Genomic DNA, 25215 nt, shown 5'->3' on the forward strand with positions numbered 1-25215 from the left:
GCCGATGCTCAAGGTGGCTGGCTCTTTTAACTGCCGGTTTAGTTTAGCATATTCTTTTTGAAAAATCTGCAATTTTTTGACAAAAGCGCCATCTTCCATGCCCGACGCGATAATTAAAACCTCGTCGCCGCCATAGCGGTAGCTCCGCAGGTGCGAGTTCATCCAGTCTTTTTGCAAGTAGCGACCAAGTCTAGTCAAAACCAGGTCCCCATATGCATGACCGTAATTGTCATTGAAACGTTTAAAGTCATCCAGGTCGATCATGGCCACGCCAATCTCTTGCTTGAGATAATTTGGAAAATCTTCCCGCAAGGCAAGCCGGTTATATAGACCAGTCAATTCATCCGTCCGGCTGCTGACAAAGAGTGATCCATTTGCCCGGTGCAAGATGTAGTTGTACCAGGATGCCTGCCGAAACCAATGTCGGCGCAAAATAATACAGGATTGGCAAATAAAGTAAAAGAGAAACAAGTCATAAGCATCCTGCGAGGCGACCTGGACATGATTTATAGAAATAACTGACAAAGTTGACAGAAGACTCAATGCCACCAAGGCAATGCCGCGGCCTTTTTTATAATATGGCAGAACGCAGATGACCATCATCATCAAGACCAGCTCAAAAAAGTAGCTGCTCCCCTCTTGCGTGCTGTACAGGGTAAAGCCAGACAAAAGAGCGTTGATTGCAAAATTCGCAAATATTATTCTGATTTCTTCTTCTGCTGGCTGCCGGTGTTTATTTAGCCAGATCAAAAAAAGCAGGTGGGGCAAATTAGACAAGATCAACAGGAGATAAACCCACTCGCTCGGGATCATGGGAAAAGCCGAAATATTGGCATAATAAGAATTAAGGCCAAACATGCCTAAAAAACCAATGACCGTGATCAAGCTGGAGACAGCAATCCCCATAGTGATATTATTGTCGGCAACCTCTTTTTGAAAAGCTTCAGAATCAAGATAATCAGCATACACTGCCTCTTTTTCATTGGCTAATTGCCAGCTAAGGCCATGAACTTTTCTCCTGTTTCCCTTCTCTTTCATCTTCATCACATCACATTATTTTCTACTCGCTGACAATTATTCCGAAACAACCTGCTGGTTTTCATCCAATTTGACCGGTTTGCTGAAGAGGAAGCCTTGGAGCAAGTCGCAGCCAGCTTCTTGCAAAAAGTCTCTCTGCTCTTCCGTTTCCACCCCTTCAGCCAGCACCTTCATCCCCAACAGGTGGGCTACTTTAGCGATTTCCGGAATCAAAAGCCGGTTTAAAGGCCCGTCATCAAGGTGGCGGACAAAGACCATGTCGATCTTGACCAGGTCAAAGCTGTAGTCATTTAATGCATTCAAAGATGAGTAGCCGCTGCCAAAGTCGTCCATCCAAACCTCAAAACCATAAGCGCGCAGCTGCTTGATCTGCTCTTTTAACCGGACAGTGTTGGTCGACAGGTCCCGCTCGGTAATTTCAATCTTGATCAAAGACCGATCCAGGCCTGCTCCAGTAACCAGATTGTTGATCTTTTCAACCATATTGGGCATTTCAAAGTCTTCGTGAGCAAGATTGACAGACACTGGCTTGAGGTCCAGGCCACGCTTTTTCCACTGCCGCAATTTGGCAACCACTTCCCAGAGCATGTACATGTCCAGGTAATAAGTAAGGTGGTGCTTTTCAATCACCGGGATAAAGGCGGCAGGTGAAACCAAGCCCTTTTCCGGATCCTGCCAGCGGGCCAAGGCTTCATAAGAAGCAGTTTTTCCGTCTTTTGCCGAGCAAATTGGCTGAAAGTAGGGTGTCAGCCAGCCTTCATCCATGGCCCGGCTGAAGTTGTCCAAAAAGTAGCTTTCTTCCAAGTCTTCCTCTTCAACGGTCGGATTATACTTCTTTACGTAAAAGCGCCGGTCATGGCCGATTTCCTTCATGGCCTGGTTGGCCCGGTGAGTGATCGTCATGATATTCTGATCTTCGTCTTGAATGTCATAAAGGCCAAATTGCAGGTCCACGGCCTCGTTTTTGGCCAGGCTAATAAATTTTTCATGGATTTCCTTAATTTTTTCGTCAATGCCGGCAGCAGTCGTCAAAATCAAGAAATGGTCATCCCGGTTGTAATAGACATGGCCCTCTGTGATCTTGCTTACCAAAAGCTCAGCCAGTTCTTTCAAGAGCTGGTCACCCTTTTTCAGGCCATAAAGGTTGTTGTAGACGCTCATGCCGGCAATGTTAAGACTGACGCAGACTGGATCTTCCTTAGTCAAACGGAGCTTGGCCACTTCTTCCATGCCAAAAATTTCCATAAAACGGCGGTTTGGCAGATTAGTCAAGCGGTCTTGATACATCTGGTCATTGGCATACTTCTGGTAGTGGGTGTCCAGAATCTGGTTGTTCTTGCCAGATTCTTCCGCGTCCGTATAAAAAAAGAAACCTAAAGGAACGCCGTCGACCATCACATGGTTGGCCACAGAGTGAAAGATGTGGTAATCCTCCATGTTTGGCGTCTTCCAGCGGAAAAAGACGTCGTATTTCTCATCTGAGTGTGCCGCGAACTGCTTGCCAAAATATGCCATCCGGCCGATGTCGTCTGGGTGGACAAAACCAAACATGCTCTTGTCAAGACTGGCCACTAAAAAGTCGCGGTCAACCCTCAGCATTCTGCACAATTCATCGGTAACCAGCAAGGTTTTGATTTTGCCATCAATAATTTGATAAATTGCCATCCCTGTTGGCAGATTTTCATAGTCTTTCCTCTGCTGGTCTGAAAATTTGATTTCTTCCATGCTACCTGCTCCTGTCTTTCCGCTACCCGGTTTTTGGGATTTCGTGCGCTTACATTCATTATAAAATAAGAATGATATTTATTAAAGAAGAAAAACAGCATTTCCGTAAAATCAGCCAATGCTCTCCTTTCTTTACTTAAATAAACATAGTTTACCTATAATACAAAAATTATCATTTTAATAAACGTTATAAAAAATATCTCAGCAAAAAGGCTTGCAAAAATCTTTTTTTAATAATCCCTTGTCCTTGCCAGGATCTGGTGGTAAGCTTGCAGTAAATCATTTTCATAAAAGTATAGGTTACCTTTACTTTTATGAGTGGTTCGACGATCGCCTGTTTTTATGTCACTTTCTTTTTGTATATATTTTTCACGAGGTTGCAAAATGGATTCTAAAGAAATCAATTCTAAAAACAAGGCCAGCTTCTGGTCCTTCAAGCTTTCCGCCCACGCCATGACCCTGATTCCGGCCGCCGTTGGGATCAACTATGTCGCCAAGGCCTTTGCTGAAGGACTTAAATTGCCGGTCTGGCTGGGATCACTGGGTACTTTCCTGGCCAGCATGCTGGCTGGTCCTGTCGCCGGGGCCATCAGCGGCTTTATCAACAATGTCATCTACGGTTTGACTTTGTCGCCTATTTCTACTGTTTACGCTTTGACCAGCATCGGGATCGGCCTCGCAGTTGCCTGGCTGAACCAGCGGGGCTTCTTCAAGCGGCCAGTTACTGTCTTGCCGGCGGCTATTATCATTGCCCTGGTTTCAGCCTTGATCTCTACCCCGCTCAACGTCATCTTCTGGAGCGGGCAAACTGGGATTGCCTGGGGGGATGCCCTTTTTGCCTCCCTGGTTGCCAAGCACGTCAACATCTGGATCGCGTCTTTTCTTGATGAATTCGTCCTTGACCTTCTGGACAAGACGGTCGTTAGTTACCTGGCCTTTTTGATCTACAAGCAGCTGCCAAAGCGCCTGGTCTACTTCTTCAAGGGGACTGAAGAATGAAAAATAACGCGGAAGACCTGGCTTTGCCCGCCTGGCAGGCAGCCATTGACCCTATCAGCAAGTTGCTCTTGATTCTGCTCTTTACGCTCGCTGCTTTTGCTGCCGGCAATCTGCCTAGTGCTATTATCATCCTCGCTGCCAGCTTCATCCTGGCCCTTTTGACCAAAAATTTCCATGCACTCTGGGGAATGTGCGCCTTCAGCCTCTTCCTCATCTTGACCATGCTTTTGATCCAGGGGCTCTTTTGGCCGCAGAACCATACCGCGGCTTTTGCCATCGCTTCTGTGACTTTTTACCAGGAAGGACTTGACCACGCGGCTCTCTTAGCCTGCCGGATTTTAATCATCATCTTCTCCAGCAGCTTTTTCATCCAGACGACGACCATTTCAGAGAACGCCCGCTATTTGGAAAACTCCGGTTTGTCCTACCAGCAGGTCTATGTCCTTATGTCAGTCTGCTATATCCTGCCGCAGATGCAGCAAAACCTGCACAAGATCCAGCTGGCCCAGAAGGCCCGGGGGATTGCTCCGGCCAAGTCCCTGCTCTCCAGGATCAAAAATCTCTTTCCTGTCCTGTTGCCCTTGATCGTCAAGAGTTTCCAGCAGGCCATGAGCCGGTCAATTGCCCTGCAGCTGCGGGGCTATGCCAGCCCAAAAAGGCGGCCAGCCAGTCTGAAAGATGAATACTGGAAAGACAAGTTCTGCCACCGCCTGCTCATTGCCAGTTGCCTGCTACTTTTAGGAGTGAAAGCATGTCTGATAATTTTCAACTAACCATCAACGAGCTCAGCCTCCGCTACCTGGGCTTTGACAAACTAGCATTAGAAAAGATCACTGCCGAAAGCCGCGGCCAGCGCATCGGCATTATCGGACCCAGCCATGCCGGCAAAAGCAGCCTTTTGGCCCTCTTAGCCGGAATTGCCGGCCAAATGATTCCCGCCAAGATTTCCGGTTCAGTCCGGGTAAACGGCGAAGACTTGAAAACTTGGAAAGGCCAGCACGAAATCGCCCTGCTTCTGCAAGACCCGGCCAGCCAGCTCTCTGGCCTTTCTGACACGGTTTATGACGAATTAGCCTTCTCCCTGCTCAACCTGGGCAAGAGCGATGAAGAAATTGACGCGGACGTTAAGCGGGCTGCTGACCAGCTGGACTTGACCAATCTGCTGGGCCAGTCGCCAAACCAGCTCTCTGGCGGGCAAACCCAGCGGGTGGCGATCGCTACCGCCCTGGTTACTGAGCCCGACCTGCTTTTGCTCGACGACCCGACCAGCCAGATGGACCCTTTGGGCCGCCTGCACTTTTTCAGCTGGCTGGCAAAACTCTCCTGTCCTTTCTTGATCGTCTCCAGTGAGCTTGACGACTTGGCCGCCCTCTGTGACCAAATCTGGGTCTTACAAGACGGCCGCCTGCTTTTGGCGGACTCTCCCCAGAAAGTCTTCAACCAGCTGGATGACCCGGAAATCGACAAGCCGCTTGCCTGGAAAATGGCAAAAAAGCTGGACCTCACGCTGAATGGTTACTATCCTGTCAATGCCAGTGAACTTAAGAAAGCTGCCGAAAATGCAAATTAAAATTGAAAACCTTCATTACACTTACCCAGAGTCGAATTTTGTCCTGGACATCCCGGAGCTGACTTTTTCTCCCGGCTTGATCTGCCTGGTTGGCCAGAACGGGTCTGGCAAATCCACCCTTTTGAAGCTTTTAGCTGACCTCTTGCCAGCTGGCAAGGCTATTTCCGCTGATGGCCAAGTTTTAGCGGATTACCTTGCTTCCGGCCGCTTGAGCAAGATTGCCTATGCCTTTCAAGACCCAAATGACCAGCTGTTCAACTCCAGCGTGGAAAAAGAGCTGGCTTGGTCCATGAGGCAGGCTAAATTGCCGGAAGCTGAAATTGCCAGCCGTACTGAAGCCACCCTTAAAGAATTTGGTCTGGCTGAATTCCGGGACTTGAATCCATATGACCTCTCTCTTTCCGGGAAAAAATTATTGACCATCGCCAGCGCCCTGGTCCTTGACCCAGAGGTCTGCCTGTTAGACGAGCCCTTGATGAGCCTGGATTATCCCGGCCGCTGCCTGGTCACCCAGTTAATCCAAAAAAGGGTGGCCCGGGGCAAAACCGTGATCATGATCACCCACGACATGGACTGGCTGGCTGAAGAAAGCCAGGAGGTCTACGCAATGAGCCAGGGCCGCTTGATCTACCATGGACCAGTTCACCAGCTCTTTAGCGACCAGGAAATGTTGGACCGGCTGGGCCTTTTGCCGGCCAAGACCTGGCAGCTCAGCCAGTTGCTTGGGCTCAAGCCGGAATTGCTTACGTTAAAATAAACCGCCGCATTGACAAAAATATCGTAAATATTATGTATGCGCTTCATCTCACTCTCATTTACCTAACTTCTTCTTAGGCCCGGCACTATAACTTTTAGTTTGCTTTTCCCGCTTTTTAACCTAAAAATCCTCTTAAAGGCAGGTAAAATCAAGCTTAACTTTATACGAAAGCGTTTGCAAAATCATCCCCACTTTCTTACAATTAATTGTGTAAGGAAAGCAAAAGCAAACAAGGAGGATGATTTTGATGCTTTTTCACCGCAGTGGGAGCAAGAAACGCAAGCATGAATTTCCGACCGCTTATTCGGTCATCATTATCGTTTTGGTGCTCGTCCAGCTTTTAACCTTTTTCATACCGGCCGGCAACTATGCCACGGTCTCTTATGACCAGTCGGCCAAGGATTTTGCCATCACCATGCCTTCTGGCAAGGTCAAGCATGAGCCAGCAACGCAGAAGACTCTTGACCGCTACAAGGTCAAGATCGATGCTAAAAAATTAATCGACGGCACTATCTACAAACCGGTGGCTATTCCAGACTCTTACGAAAGAGTCAATGTCAAAAAGCCTAATTTCCGGGAAGCTGTCGTCCAGTTTTTGACTTCCCAGGTGCAAGGGATTGCCGATTCAATCGACATTATCACCTTTATCTTGATCCTCGGTGGGATTATCGGGGTTGTCTACGCCAATGGGGCCATTAATTCTGGGATGCAGGCCTTGTCTGAACATATCAAGGGCAAGCAGATCCTCTTGATCGTCATCGTTATGGGCTTGATCGCCCTGGGCGGGACCACTTTTGGTCTGGCTGAAGAAACCATGGCCTTCTACCCGATGCTGATCCCGGTCTTCTTGGAGGCTGGCTATGACACGATGACCGTGGTCGCCACCATCTTCCTGGGCACGACTTTGGGGACTTTAGGTTCAACCATCAACCCCTTCTCAACCGTTATTGCTTCAAACACGGCTGGGGTCAACTTCGCTCGGGCCCTGCCTTTGAGAATCGTCATGCTCCTGGTTTCCCTGGGGGCCGGGATGCTCTACACCATCATCTATGCGGAAAAAGTCCGCAAGGATCCAAGCAAGTCCTTAGTCTACGACCAATACGAGGAAAACAAGAAGAAGTACCTTGCTTTTGACTCACGGGCTGACAAGGGCGACTTCACCTGGCGGCAAAAATTAACTTTGCTCACCTTCGTGGCCGGCTTTTTGGTCATGATCTGGGGCGTGCAGAGCCAGGGCTGGTACTTTACTGAGATCGCGGTCGTCTTCCTGGCCGTTTCCTACCTGCTTTTCCTGGTTTCCGGCTTAAGCGAGCACCGCTTCATGGAAAGCTTTGTCAGCGGTGCGGCAGACCTTTTAGGGGTTGCCTTGACGGTCGGTTTGGCCCGGGCTGTCTCCATCGTGATGGATGAAAGCCACACCAGCGACACGATCATGTACTTCTTCAGCAAGCAGATCACTGGCATGAACAAGCTGGCCTTCGTCTGGGTCCTCTTCTTGATCTACATCGTCCTCGGCTTCTTCATCCAGTCATCATCTGGTTTAGCTGTGCTGTCCATGCCAATTATGGCGCCGCTGGCCAACATCGTCGGTGTCGACCGGGCCAGCGTGATCGATGCCTACAACTGGGGACAGGGCTATATCGGCTTAATCGCACCAGTTGGCCTGATCTTGATGTCCCTGGCCATGGTCAACATCAGTTTTGACCGCTGGTTTAAGTTCATATGGAAGCAACTGGTCATCCAGTTCGTGATCTGTCTGATCTTCCTGGGAATCGGCCTCCTGGTCTACTAAACAGTTAACACTTTACAACTGCTGCAAAGAAGCAAGGCAAGGGAAATTCTTTTGCCTTGCTTTTTTAGTCAATATTTGACTTTTTCCACTTTTACCGTTTCACGCTGTCGCGATTTTTTAGCCTTTCTTTTTTAAAGGCCATAAAAAGCTTGGTATAACTAGTTTCATCGTTAAATTTATTCTTTTAACAGCCTTGGTGCAAAAATGATTTTTGTCCAGTTTTTAAAAGAAAAAGCTTGGTATTACGGGATTTCTTCTCTTTTGCTTGTAACCGGTTAAAGTGGCATTTTTGTTTCACGAGGCCATGACAAAAAGACTTTTTGCTGGTAAAATCGCCCTAAAAGCGTTGAAAACTCGAGGTAAACTATGGAAATTCTTGATATTGTGGATAAAGAGGGCCGGCCAACCGGGCAGACCATTGAACGGAATAAAGCCCACCGGATTGGGGCCTGGCACCGCTGCGCCTCTGTTTGGATCATCCGGCAAAAAGACGGCAAGTGGCAGGTCCTTTTGCAGAAAAGATCAGCCAATAAGGACTCCTACCCAGGCTGCTTTGACACCTCTTCAGCTGGCCACATCGATGCCGGAGACGAACCCCTGGAGACCATCATCAGAGAGCTGGCAGAAGAACTGGGCATCAAGAGCCAGGCCGCTGACTTTACCTTCATCGGCACCTTTCACAACTGCTATGACGAGGTCTTTCACCATGCCGAATTCAAGAACCGGGAAGTCTCCTTTGTGCATGTCTACTCTAAGCCTGTTGACGAAAAGAAATTACACTTGCAGGAAGAAGAAGTTTCCGCTGCCTCTTGGTTTGATCTGGATGAAGTCTGGAAAAAGTCTTTGGCCAAAGACCCGGCTTTCTGCACCCCGGTGGGCGGTCTGCAGCTTTTACGGGAATACCTGCAAAAACTATCGACGAAAGAAGAGCAAGAAGATAGAAAAAACTAGCTGATTTTTCAGCTAGTTTTTTCTTTCCTATATTGGTTTATTCCATCCGCCAAATGCTGATGCCGACCTTTTTCCCGCTGGCCTTGTCCAGTGTCTTGGCCCACAGCTGCAGGGTCGTTTGATCCGCATACCAGACGGTATGACTGCCATATTTGAAGTAGAGGGCGCCGCTGTTTTTATCGCGGACGGCCTTGGCCTTGTATTTCTTTTTAATTTGCAGAGCTTCAGGGCCTGTCACGGAAGTCACTTCATCCCCGTTAAAGTCAAAGCCCCCATTTGACAAGGCATAAGAAATATTGCCTAAGCTGGAGAAGTCCTTGACCGTCTTCTTCAAGAACTTGTAGTCAGCCTTGGGTCCTGGATTCGTCCCGTAGCCATAAAGGTTGTAGCACATCACGACATATTCCGGTCCCTTAGGGAAGTTGATCTTGCTTACCGGCGTTGATGGCTCAAGCACGATCCGCAAGTCCAGGCTCGCCTTTTTAGTCCGGGCGTAGAGGGCTTTTTCAAAGACTAAAAACTTCTTCCACAGGCTGAGATTGTCCCTGATCTGCTCATAGTCGATTTCTACCCCGGTAAAATTGTACTTTTTGGCCAGAGCCACGACTTCTTTAGCATGCTCGTCCGCCTTTGACTTGCTGGACAGGAGGGTCTCCAAGAGGTCGGTGCTCTTGTCTGCCGTCCGGGTGTCATTAACCACGGTCATGTAACGCTTGATCTTGCTGGTCTTGGCCGTAGTCCGCATTTCCTTGTCCAGCTTCTTGCTGCCATCTGCTAAAAAAAGCTCGTAGTTCTTGTTTTCATCGTAAAAAGCCGCGAAGGTCCCGACCGCGTCGATATTCTGGCTTTCTTTTTGAATGGTCTGCCAAGGCTTGTCTACGTCCCAGTAGACCGTCCAGGCAAACAAATCCCGGCCCTGGCTGAGTTTCGCCAAAGTCCCGGTCGCCTTCTTACTAGTCTGACTGGTCTTTGTCTCAGTTTTGCTCTTAGTCTGCTTGGCCTTTTGTCCCTGGCTGCATCCCCCGACTAACAGGCCCAGGGCCACAATACTCAAAAATTTGCTGATTTTCCTCATGGCTGCTCCATTCTTACCGTTAAATTTCTGCAAAAAAGCTCTCCAGCTTTTTCCCTGGAGTAAAATAAAAGTGATATAAGGAGGACTGACACTTTTATGCAAGAACCAAAAATTTCCCGTGACCAGAGTAAGACTCTGGCCGCTACCAAATACGTCAAGCTTTACGACCTGGCTTATGAAAACGGGGTCCACTACTATGACGCTTCCAGAAGAAATCCTGACCAGCTCTTTGCCTTCAAGCAGGACCCAGAGCTTGGCAGCGCCCTGCCCGACGCGGCTTGCGCCTACGTCATCGTCAAAGAAGCGGGCCAGGAAGACAAGCTCCTGCTCTTTTATGAGTACCGGTATCCAGCTGGCAGCTACCTGCTCGGCGTGCCGGCAGGCTTGATTGACCCGGCTGACTTGGCCAGCCCCGACCCAGTCAAAACAGCCATGATCCGCGAGATCAAGGAAGAAACTGGTTTAAGCGTCGGCGAAAATGACACGGTTGAAGTCATCAACCCCTTGGTCTTCACGGCTTCCGGCTTTAGCGATGAAAGCAACGCTATCGTCAAGGTTGTTATCCATGTCGATGACTTGTCCGCGCTTAACCACAAGGGCGCGGAAGGGACTGAAGTCTTTGGCGATTTCAAATTGGTTGACAAGGAAGAAGCCCGCCGCCTTTTAAAAGAAGGCAGAGACGACTATGGCCACTACCTGCCCTTGGTTGCCTGGGCAGCCCTGTGCTACTTTGTCAGTGACCTCTGGAAATAATTTTAGCAATCCTTTGTTACATAGATATTACAAGACGAAAGCCACGGCAGAAAATGCCGTGGCTTTTTAGCGCAGTTGTATTTTTGAGAAGAGTTTATCAATGAGTAAGCTATGCCGTCAGCCCCAAATATGCCGTGGCGATGATGCCAAGTACAATAAAAGCAATGATGCTCCAATAAGTCAGCTTGGGCTTGTCCGGTTTGCATAAAACGTACCGTGTCATGCTTTTCCGCCCCCTTTAGTTAACAGAATAAACTAAGGAAGTAAAATCAAGTAAAAGGCTCTTATTAAATTAATGTAAATTTTAGGGCAGAAGGACTTTTTTTGCAAGCTATAAAACTGCCTGCAAGCTAACCTTTTGCTCTGCTACCGCGTCGATAAAGGCCTGGTCGTGGTCGACCAAAAGCATGGCTGGCCGCTCTTTTTTCAGCAGGTCAATCAGCTGATCCTGGTTGAAAAGGTCCAAATAGTTGGCCGGCTCATCCCAAAGATAGAGGCTGGCTTCTTCAGTTAAGGACTTGGCTAGGGCCACCCGCTTCTTCTGCCCCTGGCTCATCTCCTCAATCTTTTGTTTAAATGCCTCCCGCTCCAGGCCTAATTTTTTCAGCTGGTTTAAAAAGTTCTCATAATTCAAGTCATGTTCTTTGGCAAAAGCTTCCAGTCGGCCCCGGTAACTTGACAGGTCTTGGGGCAGGTAGCTGATTTTAAGCCCCGTCTGCAAATCCCAATCCCCTTGGCAGGCCAAATCTTCTTTCCCTAAAAGCCAGGAGAAAAAACTGGTCTTGCCGCTGCCATTTGGCCCGGTCAAAGCCACGATGCCCCGGCTGGATAATTCCATATTCAGTCCCTTAAACAAGGTCCGACCGGCAATCTCTAAGCTTAGATCGCGCCCGGTAAAGATGGTCTGGTGGTAATTGGGCTTAAAATTCAAGTTTAATGCCGGTGCTTCTTCAATATTGGACAAAAGTCCCTGCTTAGCTGCCTCCTCTTTTTCCTGCCGGCGGGCCACATTTTTCGACCGCTTCATTACTTTGGCGGCTCGCTTGCTCAAAAATCCCTTGTCGCTCAATTCTGCCCTGCGGTCCGGCTTGATTTTTCCCTTAGCATGGATGCTGCTCTCAGCTTTTTGTGCATTGGCCGCCAGCTGTTTGCGGCTCTTCTCCAGGCTCTTGATCTCCCGGCGCAGCTGCTGGTCTTTCTCTTGATTGGTCTGGTCTCGCTGCTTTTTGGTCACTTGGTAGCCGGCAAAGTCATCCTGGTAAAGGTGAATTTCCCCGTTCTCCAGGGCCAGGACATGGTCGCTGACTTCTTCTAAAAAAGTCCTGTCGTGGCTGACCACGATATAGCCGGTCTTGGATTTTTTCAGGTATTCAGCTACTTCTCGCCGGCTGGCGCTGTCTAAGTGGTTGGTCGGTTCATCCAGCAAGGGAAAGACGCCATCTTGGCTGAAGGCCAGGGCCAAAAGCAGCTTGCTCTGCTCTCCCCCGCTAAGAAGGCCAAAGGGCTGGTAGAGAAGTTCTGGCTCTAAGTTCAGCCGGTTCATTTCTTTTTCCAAGCGCCAGAGCTCAAAACCTGCTTCGTCCATCAAGCTGAAGTAGGCCGCTTCATCTTTTGGCAAAAAGCGGGGATAGTAAGTAAAGGTTAAAGGAGACTTGACTGCTCGCCGGTCTCCCAATTGCCCGGCCAAAAGACGGAGAAAGGTCGTTTTGCCCCGGCCGTTCCGGCCAACCAGGGCCAGCTTCCAGCTAGAGTCTAAATCCAGCGACAAATCACTAAAAATCGCTTCTGCCTGGCTGGGATAAGTGTAGGAAAGATGCTTGATCTGAATACTTGTCATAATTTATACCTCGAAAAGAAAAAAGAGAGTCTGCACCCCTGCAATGGACAGACTCTCCGCGGCAAAAGCAGCGTCAATCTTGCAAAAGTGCATAGTAACCCCCTTGACCGCGCAGCAAATAAAGCTGCTTGAATCATGATGGTTGCCTATGGAAAATGCAAGATTACAGACGCACCGCTTTCGCCTCCTTTTCGATCATTTATTTGACTTGTATACTACCATAACTTGCGCAGGGCGAGCAAGCACTTTTTTAAACAGTTTTGCTAATATTCTAATTCTAAGGATTATTGCCCTATTTTTTATTCGCTTTATTATATTTATCTCTACTAAAATTTAAGTAATTTTACTTTCCTTTTCCGGTAAAAAGTTCTACAATAACGTTAACAGGAGGTATTTATATCATGTGTACAGCAATTACTTTCGCAACTGACGACCACTACTTTGGCCGTAATTTGGACCTGGACTTTTCTTACAATGAAACAGTCACCATCACTCCAAGAAATTATGTTTTCCCAATGCGGAAAGTACCGGACCTGGACAGCCACTATGCCATTATCGGGATGGCAACAGTTGTCGGCGACTACCCGCTTTACTATGACGCCGTCAACGAAGAAGGGCTGGGCATGGCCGGCTTGAACTTCGCGGGCAATGCCTACTACTTCCCTGACCAGGAAGGCAAAGACAACATTACTTCCTTTGAATTCGTCCCATACATTCTGGGGACCTGCAAGAGCGTGGCTGAAGCCAAGGAAGCCTTGAAGAACATCAGCATCTCTGCCGAAGACTTTTCAAAAGACTTCCCAACCAGTACCCTGCACTGGATGATCGCCGACAAGGACGCCTGCATCGTGGTTGAATCAATGGAAGACGGCCTACACGTTTACGACAACCCAGTCGGCGTCATGACCAACAACCCACCATTCCCGATTATGAAGTTCGCCTTGAACGACTACTACGCCCTTTCAGCTCACCGTCTGGACCACAAGTTTGCTGACGGCGTTGAACTCACTGAATACTCCCGCGGCATGAGCGGTTTAGGCCTGCCAGGCGACCTATCCAGCAAGTCCCGCTTCGTCCGCTGCGTCTTCACCAAGTACAACAGTCTCTGCGACAAGGATGAAGCCAGCTCAGTCAACCAATTCTTCAAGATCCTGGGCTCAGTTGAACAAGTCAAGGGCCTGTGTGAAGTTACCCCAGGCGAATATGAATACACCATCTACTCATCCTGCATGAACCAGGAAAAAGGGATCTACTACTACACCACCTATGGCAACCCGGATGTCCACGCCGTAGACATGCACAAGACTGACCTGGACAGTAAGGAATTGACCAGCTACAAGCTGCAAAAGGACCTGCAATTCCACTTCGACAACTAAACTTATTTTTTAAACATACAGTAAAAACCAGTCCACTGCTTACAGTGAACTGGTTTTCTTCTGTCATTCTGCTTTATTTGCTATTTTCTTCTGCTTCCGCTGGCATAGCCGGGAAAATAACCGTAAAGGTTGACCCCTTGCCTAACTCACTTTCCAGGCGGATGGTCCCGTGGCACTGCTGAACGGCGTGCTTGACGATCGACAGGCCCAGGCCCGTCCCCCCAGTCTTGCGGCTGTGGCTCTTATCCACCCGGTAAAAGCGTTCAAAAATCCGGCTCTGGGCTTCTTGGGGAATCCCAATCCCAGTATCTGCCACCTGCAGGATTGCCTGGCCCCGGTGCTTCTTAACCGTGACCTTGGTCTTGCCCTTTTCCTTGTTGTAGCGGATGCTGTTGTCAATCAAGTTGTAGGCAATTTCATAGACGAGACGGAAGTTGGCAATAATCATGCAGTCGCCCAAGTCAGTTTCCAGCTTGATTCCGTGCCGGTCAGCTGACCCCTGCAGGGCTTCCAAAGCCTCCGTCACCGGACTCTTCAAATTAAGCTTGATTTCTTCAAAGCGCTGGTTTTCATCCAGGTGGGACAAACGGATAATGTCGTCAATCAAGGTCAAGAGCTGGGCTGAAGATTCGTGGATCTTCTTGTAAAAGCCGTCCCGGTCCTCTTCTTTGACCAAATGGTTTTCCAAAAGCTCTGCTGATCCCATGATCGACTGCAGAGGCGTCTTCAGTTCATGCGACACGTTAGCCGTGAATTCCCGCCGGACCTGCTCTTCATGGTACTCTTCCGTCACGTCAACCACCAAGATTGAAGTCCCCTTCAAAATCTTGCGACTGGTAATCGGACTGGCGCTGATCTGAATGTTGCGGCCATTTCTTTCAACAATTCCCTCAGCATGGGCCAAGCGGCTGTTTTGATCAATAATCTCCTTGACGTCAGCTGGCAATGGATCGCTGTCGTGCAAACCCAAAAGCGAAACGACAGCTGGGTTAGATAGAAGGATCTTGTCTTCCAGGTCAATCAAGATCAAGCCCTCTTGCATGGCATCAGTCACTGTCTTAAATTCCTTCTCCCGATGGTGCAGCTGTTCCATTTGATCAGCAATCTGCTTGTTTTGGCTGTCCAGCCGGGTCAAAAGCGGCTTAATTTCATCATAGGCCTTGCTTTCCAGCGGTTTGTCCAAATCCATCTCATTCAGCGGCTTGACAATCGACTGTGAGATTGTCTTAGCCAGGAACCAGGAAACCAAAACAGCCAAGAGCATGATCAGCAAAAGTGGCGACAAGAGCCGGAGCAGCATTCGCCAGAAGGAGTTTCTGGTGATTGCCACCCGGATGACCCCGCCGTTTTTGAGCCGCTCCGCGTAGTACATGGTCACGGTTGACAAAGTAGTGCTGTAGCGTTCACTTGTCCCCGTGCCATTTTTCATTGCTTCAGCGACTTCCTCGCGGTGGGCATGGTTGCCCATCTTCTTTGGATTCTCTTCATTGTCGTAGAGAACCTTGCCCTTGGAATTTATCCAAGTAATCCGGTAGTTCTCTCCTTTAAGGCTCTTGAGATACTTCTTGCCGCTGGTATTTACCCCGCTGGCCGCCAGGTCAGCCTGAGAAGCCAGGGCTGCCATCTCATTATGGTCAAAGTCAATGCTCAAGACAATAGCGCTCAACAAGACAGCAAAGAAGAGAACCAGGGAAGTCAGCAAAAAACTTGCTCGAAATATCTTCTTAAACATTAGTCTGCTTCATGGTAGCGATAACCGACCCCGCGCACTGTTTCGATATGCTTACCAGCCTCACCCAGCTTTTGTCTCAAGGTTCTCACGTGAACGTCAACCGTGCGCGTTTCACCGTAAAAACCAGTCTCCCAGATCTGATCCATGATTTCTTCCCGAGAAAAGACGGTTCCCGGATGAGTGATCAAGAGCTTCAAGAGTCCATATTCTTTCAAAGTTAAATCGACTTGGTGGCCGTTTTCGAAAACTTCATGCCGTTTCAAGAGAATCTTGATCCCGTCTTTCTCGATCTTGTCCTCCTTCTTGTGGTTGGTCCGCCGCAAGACGGCCTTGACCCGGGAAACCATTTCCATCATCCCGAAGGGCTTGGTTAAGTAGTCATCTGCCCCAGAGTCCAGGTTCTTGACCTTGTCATATTCAGCCGTCTTAGCACTGGCAATGATGACCGGCAAGTCTTCGGTCGCGGAAGTAGATCTGATCTGGTGGAGGATTTCACTGCCGTCTTCATCAGGCAGCATCAAGTCCAAAATCACCAAATCAGGCCGGTTATTGTCCAGGGCCTTGAAAAAAGATTGTCCATCTTCAAAGCCGCGGACCTTGAAGTTCATTGATTCCAGCGTGTACATTTCGATTTCGCGGATGCTTTCGTCGTCTTCTACGCACCAAATTTCAGTCATAAAAAATCCCCTTAACCTTTCTTAAACTTAATTATAGTTGACAACCATAATCATTCACAAGAGTGGTAAGGGGAATTTCATGGACTTATCTGCCAGCCTTGCCGGTAGTTACAAATAAGGACCATTTAGCAATATTGACGGCGTGATCGCCGATTTTTTCAAAGTACTTAGCGACCATCATCAAATTGATCAAATATTCCGGGTTGCCATCCTTGTTGAAGTTATCGATCAAAAATGCCTTCGCTTTGTCAAAGCTTTCGTCGACTTGGTCATCGCGGCTGATAACCGCCTTGGCCAATTCATCATTTTTCGTAGCCAAAGCAGTTACCGCGTCGTTGACCATGCCAGTAGCGATTTGGGACATGCTCTTCAAGTTCAGCATGTCGTTGGCCACTGAAAGGTGCTCATTAAGTACCAGGTCAGCGATGTCCGCGCCGATTTCACCGATTCTTTCCAAGTCATAAACTGCCTTTAAAGATGCGCTGATCACCCGCAGGTCGGTGGCAACCGGCTGCTGCTCCATCAAAAGGCGCAGGCAGGTGTCTTCAATATCACGCTCACTCTTGTGGATGCGGTGGTGCAGGTTGATCGTGTCCTCTGCTTCATGGTAGTTGCCGGTAAACAGAGTATCAGTTGATTCAGAAATGGTTTCCTTGCAAAGCTGGCCGATTTCTTCCATCGCTTCTTGCAAGTGGTCCAATTCTCTATCAAATCTCGTTCTCATTTTTGGCCTCCTCTAGCCTTAACCGAACCGACCGGTGATGTATCTTTCAGTTCTTTCATCCTTAGGCATGGAGAAGAGCTGGTCAGTTTCACCGAATTCAACCAGGTCACCCAAGAGGAAGAAGCCAGTCTTGTCAGAGATACGTACAGCTTGTTGCATGTTGTGCGTAACGATGACGATCGTGTAGTTCTTCTTCAGTTCCAAGGCCAATTCTTCAATTTTAGAGGTTGAGATCGGGTCCAGAGCACTGGTCGGTTCGTCCATCAACAATACTTCTGGCTTGACAGCCAGGGCCCGGGCGATGCAGAGTCTTTGCTGCTGACCACCGGACAGACCCAGGGCTGACTTCTTCAGCCGGTCCTTCAGGTCGTCCCAAATAGCTGCCTGCTTCAAAGAAGTTTCAACGATTTCGTCCAGTTCCTTCTTGTCAGTAATCCCGTGGATCCGCGGACCGTAGGCAACGTTATCGTAAACGCTCATCGGGAACGGGTTTGGTCTCTGGAAGACCATGCCGACTCTTTGCCGCAGGACGGTCACGTCCAGGTCACCATTGTAGATGTCAGTGCCATCCAGCTTAACTGAACCATCGATGCGGCAGCCTTCAACCAGGTCATTCATTCTGTTGAGTGACCGCAAAAGAGTTGACTTCCCGCAGCCTGACGGGCCGATGAAGGCAGTAATTTCATTCTTTTGAATGTGCATGTTGACGTCATGCAAGGCGTGGAAATCGCCGTAGTAAAGGTTCAGATTTTCGATTGTAATTTTGTCTTCCATCATTAATTTCCTCCGTTATTGCGCTTGCGCATCTTGTCTGAAATGCGGCGCGTAACCAAAGTGAAGAGCAGGGCCAAAACGACCAGAACTGCTGAAGTAAAGTTGGCGATCTGGGTAGCTGACGGGTTCAAGGCCCCTTCAGTTCTCATGACCCAGATGTGCAGAGACAGGGTTTCACCACTTCTGAACGGGTTCAGCGGTGAAGTTGGTGAGGTAACCTTCCAGAAGTTCTGCCAGTTGATGTAAGTTGACTGGCCGGAAGTGTACAGAAGGGCAGCGGCTTCACCGAACCCACGGCCGGCAGCCATGATTACCCCGGTCAAGATCTGCGGCATGGCCGCTGGAATCAAGACCTTGCGGATGGTTTCGGACTTGGTCGCGCCCAAGCCCAGGGAACCTTCCTTGTATTCCACCGGCAAAGACCGGATGGCGTTATTGGTTTCAGTAGTTATCAGAGGAATAGAAAGAATTGAGATCGTCAAGGCACCTGCCAGGATGTTCCAAGACATCCCGGTCCACATAATGAAAGCCAGGTAGCCAAACAAACCGATAACAATGGATGGCAGGGATGACAATGATTCAATACTGATTTCAAACATTGTCAAGAACTTGCCTTCCTTGGCGTATTCAGCCAGGTAGACCCCGGCCCCGATGCCGATCGGCACTGAGAATAACAGTGAGAGGAAAACTAAGTAAATAGTGTTGAAGAACTGGTTGAAGATCCCGTTCCCGGCCGCTCCCAGGAAGTCCCACTGGAAGCCTTTCAAGCCGTCAAAGATGATTGAAAGGGTCAAGTAGAGCAGGAAAGCCAGCATAATCCAGCCGATGGCGTAGAAAAATCCCGTCATCAGCCGATCTTTTCTTTTAGCACGGCTCATATTTATTTTTCCTTCTTTCCATTGCCAAGCTTGTGAATCAAGACGATCAAAACGATTGAGATGATGAAGAGCAAGAGGGCCATTGACCACAGAGCTAAGTTGTATTCCCCGCCCTGGGCCGTGTTACCCATGTCGGCGGCGATTGCACTGGTCAAGTTGCTGGTTGGTGACAAAAGACTCGTTGCAAATGATCGGGTCTTACCGATAACCATGGCTACGGCTAAAGCTTCACCGATTGCCCGGGCCAGACCCAGGATGATCCCGGTTAAGATACCGCCAGAAGCGGCTGGCAAAACAACCTTGCCGATGACTTGCCAGCGGGTGGCACCCAAACCGTATGCCCCTTCTCTGTAGCTGTTTGGCACCGCCTTGATGGCGTCAGCGGCCACAGTAGTGATCGTTGGGAAGATCATGATGGCTAAGACGATTGAGGCTGCCAGGACTGAGAAACCGCCCATCTTCGGGTGGAAGATGTTTCTGATCAAAGGAACCAGCTTGGTCAGGCCAAACCAACCATAAACAACGGATGGGATGCTGACGTAGATTTCAGTAGCCGGGCGGAAGAATCTTTCACCGATTTTCGGTGAGATTTCAGTCATGTAAACGGCTGAGCCGATAGCAAATGGCAGGCAGATGATCAAGCCCAGCAAGCAGGTTTCCAGGGAACCAACGATGTAAATAGCAGCCCCGACTTTGCCCCCGAACATGCCGGTCTTGTCAAGTGGTGCCCAATCACTGGTAAACAGGAACTCCCAAACGCTGTGATGAGCCTTGAGGAAGGTCTGGCTGCCTTGGTAGAGCAGGAAGGCCCCCATCAGAAGAGTCAAAGCAACGATCAAGAGACCACAGGCGATGTAGACCGCGCGCCAGCGCTTATCGCTGGCAATTGCTTTTTGAACTACTTTGTCCATAATGCCTTATTTCTCCTTCTTACTTTGTACGGGTGGCTTTAGCGGCAGCCGTCAGCTTGGATGCTAAGCCATAGCCCATGGCTTCGATCTTTTTACCATATTCCTTGCTGAGCATCTGCTTCAAGAATGCCTTGGCAGCACCCTTTGGCTGGCCCTTAGTGTACATGTGTTCATAGCTCCAGACAGTGTACTTGCCGTTGTAAACGTTCTTCAGCGTCGGCTTGATGCCGTCAATTGATACGATGCCAACTTGCGGGTCACCAGTCAGGTATGACAGGGACACGTAGCCAATTGAGCCTTGAACGCTTTGGATCATTTGAATCAAAGTACCTGAGTCGTCAGTTTCCAGAGACTGGTTGGACTGGCTGGCGTGCTTCTTTAAAGCGTATTGCTCGAAAGTTGCCCGGGTACCTGATGAAGATGGTCTTGAAACCAGAACGATCTGGCAGTCATTGCCGCCGACCTGCTTCCAGTTGGTTACCTTGCCAGTGAAGACCTTGATCAGCTGTTCAGTGGTCAAGTTCTTGACCCCAGCATCCTTGTTAATGATTGGGGCAATCGCGGTAATGGCCACCTGGTGGTCAACCAGCTTGCTGGCTGACTTCTTATCCAGCTTTTCTTCAGCGAACAAGTCTGAGTCCCCGATGTCGATGGTACCGTCAGAAACTTGCTGCAGCCCCTGGCCGGACCCACCCCCGTTAGTGTTGATGACACTGTCCGGGTTCTGGTCCATGAAAGTCTTGGCCGCGCTCTGCGCTAAAGGCAGAAGGGCGGATGACCCGGCGATGTTGACTGTCCCGGAAACTCCCTTGGTATCAGCTTTGGAGCTGCCGATTACGCAGCCGGTGACGATTGCCAGCAAAACAAGCGCAACAATAGCGACTTTGGTTTTTTTGCGTGACATGTTTATTCCTCCTTGAATTCTTACTGATTCAATCTTAATGGAGGCAAGTTAAATGCATTCAGTGATGATTGTTAAATCAATGTAAAATACTTAATTTATCTAAAGCCACGGCAGTTTCTTAACAAAATTTCAAAGCTTTCGCAAGGCCCCACTTAACTTTTTCAGTTTATTTTGCTTAATTAACTTATTTTTTACACTGCGAAATAGCAGCGCTTACATCCCTTTTCCGGCCGCCTTTACACGAATTTAACTTTACTAAAAAAGGCCAATTTGCCATCCACTTTGGACAGAAATATATGTTAAAATCTATATGTAAACAGTTCTGTTAATAAAGATATTATTTGAGGAAAAACACATGCTAGCCTGGTTTTCAGCCTTCTATTCCCGCAATCACACTTTTCTCCTGCAAGCTTTTTTAATTGCCTTGATTAGTGATCAGTTATTTTTTAAAGAAGAAACCATCCCTAAACGGATTGGCAAAAGTCTTGGAGCCTTCCTTCTGTCATTAAACACGTCCATGATCATGACCGTCTGGCTCTACCAAAAATTGAGTCCCATACTTAGTTTCAATGCTTTGAGCGACTTCTTTTTGGCAACCAGCCTCATCCTTTTGACCTTGCTTTTGGTCATTGCCCTTTATCAACGCTTGATAAATAAGAAGGCTTCCGTGGCCCTCTTCACCTACTGTCAATTTGTCATTGCCGCCGAAATATCCTCTCTTCTGGCCAATCAAGATTGGCAATGGGACTTCTTCACCATTCTTTTAACTCTTGGCCTGTACTTCCTCTTTAGAAAGGAAATTCTCTACATCAGCCAGGAACATACCGTAATCACTGAAGACAGCCGTTTTTTCTGGTCTACCCTGCTTTGCATGGTCCTGGTTGTTGCCCAGGCTGAATTTCCCCGCATGTTTCTTGACGGCAGCAACTCGGCAATGCCCACCCCCATCGGCTACGTGGTCAGCATTTTAGCCCTGATTTCCTGCATCATGTACATCGTGTTCATGAAGTATAATATTTTCAGCATTACACGCTATGAAAACTACCTGCAAAAATACAGCGATGATCCCTTAACTGGTTCCAAGAATCTTTACTACTTTTTGGAACATTCTGACGATATTATCAAGCAGCTGCCCCAAAACAAAGATTTGTTCATTTTTTACAGTTCCCTGGTCAATTTGCATGACTACAACCTGGCTAACGGCTACCAGGCCGGGACCAACCTGCTCAAGCAGGTTCATCGCAAGTTAAAAGAAAATTTTCCTGAAACTGCTATCGTTCGCAGCGGCGGCAGCCACTTTATCGGCGTAATCGTCGGAGATGAAGAGAAAAAATTCCTCTCTATTGCCCAAGATATTGCTACTGGAAGCAGAGGTGAGACACTCCTTTTTAAGGTTGGCCTGGCGCCTTTTACGCCAAGCAGCAAGCTTCTGCGCCGCCAGCGCACTACCGACCTGGTTCATGTTCTCGACCAAGCAGGCAGCGCCTTAAACTCTGTCAAAGATACAACAGATGTAATCGGTGTCTATAATGATGAATTGGCCAAAGCTGATGAAATCCGGGTACATGTTTTGGAAAATATCGATCAAGCCTGCCAGGACAACTGGCTCAAGATTTACTATCAGCCCTTGATTGACATTAGGACCATGAAATTGGCCGAATGCGAAGCGCTGTCGCGCTGGATTGACCCGGCTTACGGCTTTCTTTCACCAGACAAGTTTATTCCGGCCCTGGAAGCAAACCAGATAGTCTACAAGGTCGACTGCCATGTTTTGGAAGGCTATGGCCGGGATACTCAGAAGTTAATGGAAGAAGGAAGAGAGATTTTCCCGATCAGCTTCAACATTTCTAGAACAGACTTAGAAGCCTGCGATATTTACCAAAAAATTGAGCAGACGGTCGCCGAATATGGACTCAGCCGCAGTCAAGTGCACATCGAAATTACCGAAAGTGCCCTTAATGGCAGCCAGGCTATGGTTGAAGCCGTCCAGCGCTTCCACGACTTGGGCTATCAAGTCTGGATGGATGACTTTGGCAGTGGCTATTCCAGCTTAAACGTCCTCAAAGATTATAATTTCGACGTCATCAAGATCGACATGGTCTTCCTCCGGAAGTTCGACGACCGGTCCAAAACAATCGTTGCCAACATCTGCCGGATGGCTAAAGAATTAGGCATCAAAACCGTTTGTGAAGGGGTTGAAACCCAGGAGCAATTCGACTTTCTTAAAGAAGCCGGCTGTGATCTAGCCCAAGGTTTCCTTTTCAGCCCACCAGTTCCTCTAGATGACCTTTACAAGAAAATGGCAGCTTATTTATAGGCAAGACAAAACCGCTAGTCGCGTGACTAGCGGTTTTTACATGTTTATTTTTCAATTACTATTTACCAGAGCCGGCAGCAACAGCGACAAAGCAAACCACGGCCAAGATCAAAAGCAGCCAGAGGACGATTTGCCAGATCAAGGCCAGAGTAATCCAGCCTTGCATTTGATTTAACTGTTCGTCCTTTCGCTTGATAAAGAGATAAATAGCCGGCACTATCCCGAAGATCGGCCAAACATAAGCCGCAACCAACAGAATGATCAGCCAAACATTATAAACGAATGAATTTGAGTCCTTCATTTTTTGCTCCCCCTGTTTGCAAAAGTCTTTTATTTCTGACCTCAGTTTAACAAAAGCAAGCCTTTTTGGCAATCGTTCTACCTGTTCCTTTACTGCAAATAAGCGAATTCGAAGTAGTAGCTGCCGTTGTAGATCAGCCCCTTGACCTTGCTATTCAGCATCCAGGCACTGCCGGATTGAACCAGCGGCGTTACCCCTTGGTCGGTCATCAAGATATTTTCCGCCTTGGCCAAAAGCTGCATCCGCTGCTTGGATGAAGAAACAGTCTTTGACTTAGCGATCAGCTGGTCATACTGCTTGTTTGACCACTTGCCGGAATTGTAGCTGTTGGTCGAAGTCATGCAGTCCAAAAATGAAATTGGGTCGGCAAAGTCAGCATTCCAGCCGCTCACGCAGGCTTCAAAATTGCCGCTGTCCATCTTGGCAAACTGGGACTTGGTCGGCAAGCTCTGCACCTTGACGGAAATCTGTTTGCCAAAAGCCGTTTCCAAAGCACTTTGGATGTATTCGCCAATTGCCTTTGAGCTGTCGTCATCAGCCGTCAGCAAGGTGAAGGATAACTTCTTCAGCTTCAAGTCCTTGAGAGCCGCTTTAAAGGCCGTCTGAGCGGCTTTTTTGTGGTAGCTGGTGATTTGCTTGGTCGTCTTATCCTGGGCCAGCTGGGTAAAGTCCTGCCCGTCTACCTTGGTCATATCAGCCGCGGTAAAGGTCGTCGCACCGGTAAAGCCGCCGCCCAGGGTCTTAGCCAGGGCCTGCCGATCAAGCGCCATGGACACTGCCTGACGGAGCTTGGTGCTCTTAAATTTAGCCAGTTTGGTATTGAACTGCATGTAGGTCGTGCCGTTGTTCTTTCTGATCACGTAGCCGGCCTGCTTTTGCAGGTTTTTAGCCGCCTGGGCGCTCAAAATGGCCGTGTCCAGCTTGCCATCCTGGTAAAGGTTGTAGGCAGTCGACGGTGACTTTTCAACCGTGAAGTTAATCTGAGACAGTTTGACGGCCGATTTGTTCCAATAGTTCTTGTTCTTGACCATCTTCCAGGACAGGTTGGCCCCAGTCCAGCCTTTTTGAATGAATGGCCCATTGAAAACAGTGGTCTTGGAAGAAGTGCCATACTTGCTGCCATATTTTTCAACAGCGCTTTGGTTTTCCGGGAAAAAGACCGGGAAGGCCATCAAGAGCTTGAAATATGGCAGTTTGTGCTCCAATTTGACCTGCAGCTTGTAGTTGCCAATAGCCTTTACGCCAAGGCTGGCCGGCGACTTCTTCCCTGCCACGATCGCGTCAGCGTTCTTGATGCCGGAGAAGATATAGCTGTATTGGGACGCGGTTTTTGGATTAACCGTCCGCTGCCAGGAGTAGACGAAGTCTTTAGCGGTAACCGCCTGCCCGTTTGACCACTTGCCGTTTTTACGCAAAGCAAAAGTCCAGGTCAGCCCGTCCTTGCTTTGAACTGCCTTAGTCGCCAGGGCATTTTTGACCTGGTTGTTTTTGCCTAACTGATACAGGCCCTCCATGGTGTTTTCCATCTGAGTGAAAGAAGTCGTGTCAGTTGCCTTAGATGGGTCCATAGTAATGATTTCCGCTGAAGTCATCCAGTTCAGCACCTGCTTTTCACTTGCTCCCTTGCTTTGCCCGCAGGCCGTCAAAAACGCCCCAGAAAACAAAACAGCAGCACCAGCCAATAAAGATTTTCCCTTGTTCAATTCCAATACCTCGCATAAACAATTAACAGTTTCCAGTTAACGATGCCATTGGCGCGAACAGAAAAAATCTCACAGCCGTGCTGCTTGAAGATTTTTCAAGAATTTTGCTTAAGAGCAAAAACATGACAAAGGTCGGCTCGCCTTACCAACGACACCGCCAAGCCTGCAAGTATTGATACCAGCTTGAGTCATGCTATTTGCTCCTTTCTAAATAAAAATCGTTCTTCCTAATATGCTTACTATACTAACACACTTTCAGCTTTATGCAAGCCCTTTTGGCAAAAAGAGGATAAAAAGCAGTTTCTTTCATAACTTTCTTGCAAATGAAAGCAAAAAAAGAGCGCCTCCTCAGAGTCGCTCCAAATTATAGCGGTGATCGGGGTCGAACCGATACGTCCGTAATGGACACCAGATTTTGAGT

Annotated in this window: 23 protein-coding genes; 9 read left to right on the forward strand and 14 right to left on the reverse strand. The window is 48.5% G+C overall.

From position 1 onward, the window contains the following. Window positions 1-1038, reverse strand: a 1038-nt coding sequence (locus tag ACI32D_RS07190) for a GGDEF domain-containing protein (protein WP_439775903.1), incomplete at its 3' end; no start/stop codon positions are given. A 36-nt stretch (window positions 1039-1074) separates the two neighbouring features. Then, on the reverse strand, window positions 1075-2763 hold the full coding sequence (locus ACI32D_RS07195) for an EAL domain-containing protein (RefSeq protein WP_439775904.1): 1689 nt from the start codon (window positions 2761-2763) through the stop codon (window positions 1075-1077). Between the two features lie 384 nt (window positions 2764-3147). On the opposite strand from ACI32D_RS07195, the gene ACI32D_RS07200 reads away from it, so the two are divergent. From ACI32D_RS07200 to ACI32D_RS07225, 6 genes are all read left to right on the forward strand, one after another. Further along, window positions 3148-3762 (forward strand): ECF transporter S component, encoded by a 615-nt coding sequence (locus tag ACI32D_RS07200; RefSeq protein WP_439775905.1) that lies wholly within the window; start codon window positions 3148-3150, stop codon window positions 3760-3762. Continuing rightward, window positions 3759-4535 carry an energy-coupling factor transporter transmembrane component T gene (locus ACI32D_RS07205; protein WP_439775906.1) on the forward strand — a complete coding sequence of 259 codons (777 nt, stop codon included), beginning with the start codon at window positions 3759-3761 and terminating at the stop codon, window positions 4533-4535. The genes ACI32D_RS07200 and ACI32D_RS07205 overlap by 4 nt, the downstream gene beginning before the upstream one ends. Next, window positions 4514-5332 carry an energy-coupling factor ABC transporter ATP-binding protein gene (locus ACI32D_RS07210; RefSeq protein WP_439775907.1) on the forward strand — a complete coding sequence of 273 codons (819 nt, stop codon included), beginning with the start codon at window positions 4514-4516 and terminating at the stop codon, window positions 5330-5332. The genes ACI32D_RS07205 and ACI32D_RS07210 overlap by 22 nt, the downstream gene beginning before the upstream one ends. Beyond that, on the forward strand, window positions 5322-6089 hold the full coding sequence (locus ACI32D_RS07215) for an energy-coupling factor ABC transporter ATP-binding protein (RefSeq protein WP_439775908.1): 768 nt from the start codon (window positions 5322-5324) through the stop codon (window positions 6087-6089). Before ACI32D_RS07210 ends, ACI32D_RS07215 begins: the two co-directional genes overlap by 11 nt. Window positions 6090-6336: 247 nt before the next feature. Then, window positions 6337-7881, forward strand: a complete 1545-nt coding sequence (locus ACI32D_RS07220; protein WP_439775909.1) for a YfcC family protein — start codon at window positions 6337-6339, stop codon at window positions 7879-7881. Window positions 7882-8247: 366 nt separating this feature from the next. Next, window positions 8248-8832 (forward strand): NUDIX hydrolase, encoded by a 585-nt coding sequence (locus ACI32D_RS07225; RefSeq protein WP_439775910.1) that lies wholly within the window; start codon window positions 8248-8250, stop codon window positions 8830-8832. 37 nt (window positions 8833-8869) lie between these two features. Here the strand turns inward: ACI32D_RS07225 and ACI32D_RS07230 are convergent, their stop codons facing one another. Then, window positions 8870-9940: a hypothetical protein gene (locus ACI32D_RS07230; RefSeq protein WP_439775911.1), complete on the reverse strand. Its 1071-nt coding sequence runs from the start codon at window positions 9938-9940 to the stop codon at window positions 8870-8872. A gap of 63 nt (window positions 9941-10003) precedes the next feature. Between ACI32D_RS07230 and ACI32D_RS07235 the strand changes: the two genes are divergently transcribed. After that, a complete protein-coding gene (locus tag ACI32D_RS07235; protein WP_439775912.1) occupies window positions 10004-10660 on the forward strand; it encodes an NUDIX hydrolase in 657 nt (218 codons plus the stop codon). 331 nt (window positions 10661-10991) lie between these two features. On the opposite strand, the gene abc-f is transcribed toward ACI32D_RS07235, so the two are convergent. Then, window positions 10992-12497, reverse strand: a complete 1506-nt coding sequence (gene abc-f / locus ACI32D_RS07240; RefSeq protein ID WP_439775913.1) for a ribosomal protection-like ABC-F family protein — start codon at window positions 12495-12497, stop codon at window positions 10992-10994. A 401-nt stretch (window positions 12498-12898) separates the two neighbouring features. On the opposite strand from abc-f, the gene bsh reads away from it, so the two are divergent. After that, window positions 12899-13873, forward strand: coding sequence for a choloylglycine hydrolase (gene bsh / locus ACI32D_RS07245; RefSeq protein WP_439775914.1), 975 nt, complete (start codon window positions 12899-12901; stop codon window positions 13871-13873). Window positions 13874-13946: 73 nt separating this feature from the next. Here the strand turns inward: bsh and ACI32D_RS07250 are convergent, their stop codons facing one another. The 7 genes from ACI32D_RS07250 to ACI32D_RS07280 all read right to left on the reverse strand — a co-directional run bounded on the left by ACI32D_RS07250 (window position 13947) and on the right by ACI32D_RS07280 (window position 20473). Continuing rightward, entirely contained in the window at window positions 13947-15605 is a 1659-nt protein-coding gene (locus ACI32D_RS07250; RefSeq protein ID WP_439775915.1) for an ATP-binding protein, read from the reverse strand. After that, window positions 15605-16282, reverse strand: a complete 678-nt coding sequence (locus tag ACI32D_RS07255) for a response regulator transcription factor (protein WP_439775916.1) — start codon at window positions 16280-16282, stop codon at window positions 15605-15607. Before ACI32D_RS07255 ends, ACI32D_RS07250 begins: the two co-directional genes overlap by 1 nt. 85 nt (window positions 16283-16367) lie before the next feature. Further along, a complete protein-coding gene (gene phoU, locus ACI32D_RS07260; protein WP_439775917.1) occupies window positions 16368-17006 on the reverse strand; it encodes a phosphate signaling complex protein PhoU in 639 nt (212 codons plus the stop codon). 18 nt (window positions 17007-17024) lie between these two features. Then, window positions 17025-17783, reverse strand: a complete 759-nt coding sequence (gene pstB, locus ACI32D_RS07265) for a phosphate ABC transporter ATP-binding protein PstB (RefSeq protein ID WP_439775918.1) — start codon at window positions 17781-17783, stop codon at window positions 17025-17027. Further along, window positions 17783-18658, reverse strand: a complete 876-nt coding sequence (gene pstA, locus ACI32D_RS07270; RefSeq protein ID WP_439775919.1) for a phosphate ABC transporter permease PstA — start codon at window positions 18656-18658, stop codon at window positions 17783-17785. The genes pstB and pstA overlap by 1 nt, the downstream gene beginning before the upstream one ends. A gap of 2 nt (window positions 18659-18660) precedes the next feature. Continuing rightward, complete coding sequence (gene pstC / locus ACI32D_RS07275) at window positions 18661-19569, reverse strand: phosphate ABC transporter permease subunit PstC (RefSeq protein WP_439775920.1); 909 nt, start codon at window positions 19567-19569, stop codon at window positions 18661-18663. 19 nt (window positions 19570-19588) lie between these two features. Next, entirely contained in the window at window positions 19589-20473 is an 885-nt protein-coding gene (locus ACI32D_RS07280) for a phosphate ABC transporter substrate-binding protein (protein WP_439775921.1), read from the reverse strand. A 355-nt stretch (window positions 20474-20828) separates the two neighbouring features. On the opposite strand from ACI32D_RS07280, the gene ACI32D_RS07285 reads away from it, so the two are divergent. Further along, a complete protein-coding gene (locus ACI32D_RS07285) occupies window positions 20829-22790 on the forward strand; it encodes an EAL domain-containing protein (RefSeq protein WP_439775922.1) in 1962 nt (653 codons plus the stop codon). A 58-nt stretch (window positions 22791-22848) separates the two neighbouring features. On the opposite strand, the gene ACI32D_RS07290 is transcribed toward ACI32D_RS07285, so the two are convergent. The 3 genes from ACI32D_RS07290 to ACI32D_RS07300 all read right to left on the reverse strand — a co-directional run. Further along, on the reverse strand, window positions 22849-23091 hold the full coding sequence (locus ACI32D_RS07290) for a hypothetical protein (RefSeq protein WP_439775923.1): 243 nt from the start codon (window positions 23089-23091) through the stop codon (window positions 22849-22851). Between the two features lie 89 nt (window positions 23092-23180). Further along, window positions 23181-24800, reverse strand: a complete 1620-nt coding sequence (locus ACI32D_RS07295) for a peptide ABC transporter substrate-binding protein (protein WP_439775924.1) — start codon at window positions 24798-24800, stop codon at window positions 23181-23183. 233 nt (window positions 24801-25033) lie between these two features. Further along, on the reverse strand, window positions 25034-25215 hold a 182-nt coding region (locus tag ACI32D_RS07300), incomplete at its 5' end, for a hypothetical protein (RefSeq protein ID WP_439775925.1).

This window comes from Lactobacillus sp., assembly GCF_051873315.1.
Lineage (GTDB): Bacteria > Bacillota > Bacilli > Lactobacillales > Lactobacillaceae > Lactobacillus.

What these genes read in the sequence shown, in the direction of transcription:
- ACI32D_RS07195 (WP_439775904.1), bottom strand. Translation starts at nt 2,763, where the DNA reads ATGGAAGAAATCAAATTTTCAGACCAGCAGAGGAAAGACTATGAAAAT.
- ACI32D_RS07200 (WP_439775905.1), top strand. Translation starts at nt 3,148, where the DNA reads ATGGATTCTAAAGAAATCAATTCTAAAAACAAGGCCAGCTTCTGGTCC.
- ACI32D_RS07205 (WP_439775906.1), top strand. Translation starts at nt 3,759, where the DNA reads ATGAAAAATAACGCGGAAGACCTGGCTTTGCCCGCCTGGCAGGCAGCC.
- ACI32D_RS07210 (WP_439775907.1), top strand. Translation starts at nt 4,514, where the DNA reads ATGTCTGATAATTTTCAACTAACCATCAACGAGCTCAGCCTCCGCTAC.
- ACI32D_RS07215 (WP_439775908.1), top strand. Translation starts at nt 5,322, where the DNA reads ATGCAAATTAAAATTGAAAACCTTCATTACACTTACCCAGAGTCGAAT.
- ACI32D_RS07220 (WP_439775909.1), top strand. Translation starts at nt 6,337, where the DNA reads ATGCTTTTTCACCGCAGTGGGAGCAAGAAACGCAAGCATGAATTTCCG.
- ACI32D_RS07225 (WP_439775910.1), top strand. Translation starts at nt 8,248, where the DNA reads ATGGAAATTCTTGATATTGTGGATAAAGAGGGCCGGCCAACCGGGCAG.
- ACI32D_RS07235 (WP_439775912.1), top strand. Translation starts at nt 10,004, where the DNA reads ATGCAAGAACCAAAAATTTCCCGTGACCAGAGTAAGACTCTGGCCGCT.
- abc-f (WP_439775913.1), bottom strand. Translation starts at nt 12,497, where the DNA reads ATGACAAGTATTCAGATCAAGCATCTTTCCTACACTTATCCCAGCCAG.
- bsh (WP_439775914.1), top strand. Translation starts at nt 12,899, where the DNA reads ATGTGTACAGCAATTACTTTCGCAACTGACGACCACTACTTTGGCCGT.
- ACI32D_RS07250 (WP_439775915.1), bottom strand. Translation starts at nt 15,605, where the DNA reads ATGTTTAAGAAGATATTTCGAGCAAGTTTTTTGCTGACTTCCCTGGTT.
- ACI32D_RS07255 (WP_439775916.1), bottom strand. Translation starts at nt 16,282, where the DNA reads ATGACTGAAATTTGGTGCGTAGAAGACGACGAAAGCATCCGCGAAATC.
- phoU (WP_439775917.1), bottom strand. Translation starts at nt 17,006, where the DNA reads ATGAGAACGAGATTTGATAGAGAATTGGACCACTTGCAAGAAGCGATG.
- pstB (WP_439775918.1), bottom strand. Translation starts at nt 17,783, where the DNA reads ATGATGGAAGACAAAATTACAATCGAAAATCTGAACCTTTACTACGGC.
- pstA (WP_439775919.1), bottom strand. Translation starts at nt 18,658, where the DNA reads ATGAGCCGTGCTAAAAGAAAAGATCGGCTGATGACGGGATTTTTCTAC.
- pstC (WP_439775920.1), bottom strand. Translation starts at nt 19,569, where the DNA reads ATGGACAAAGTAGTTCAAAAAGCAATTGCCAGCGATAAGCGCTGGCGC.
- ACI32D_RS07280 (WP_439775921.1), bottom strand. Translation starts at nt 20,473, where the DNA reads ATGTCACGCAAAAAAACCAAAGTCGCTATTGTTGCGCTTGTTTTGCTG.
- ACI32D_RS07285 (WP_439775922.1), top strand. Translation starts at nt 20,829, where the DNA reads ATGCTAGCCTGGTTTTCAGCCTTCTATTCCCGCAATCACACTTTTCTC.
- ACI32D_RS07290 (WP_439775923.1), bottom strand. Translation starts at nt 23,091, where the DNA reads ATGAAGGACTCAAATTCATTCGTTTATAATGTTTGGCTGATCATTCTG.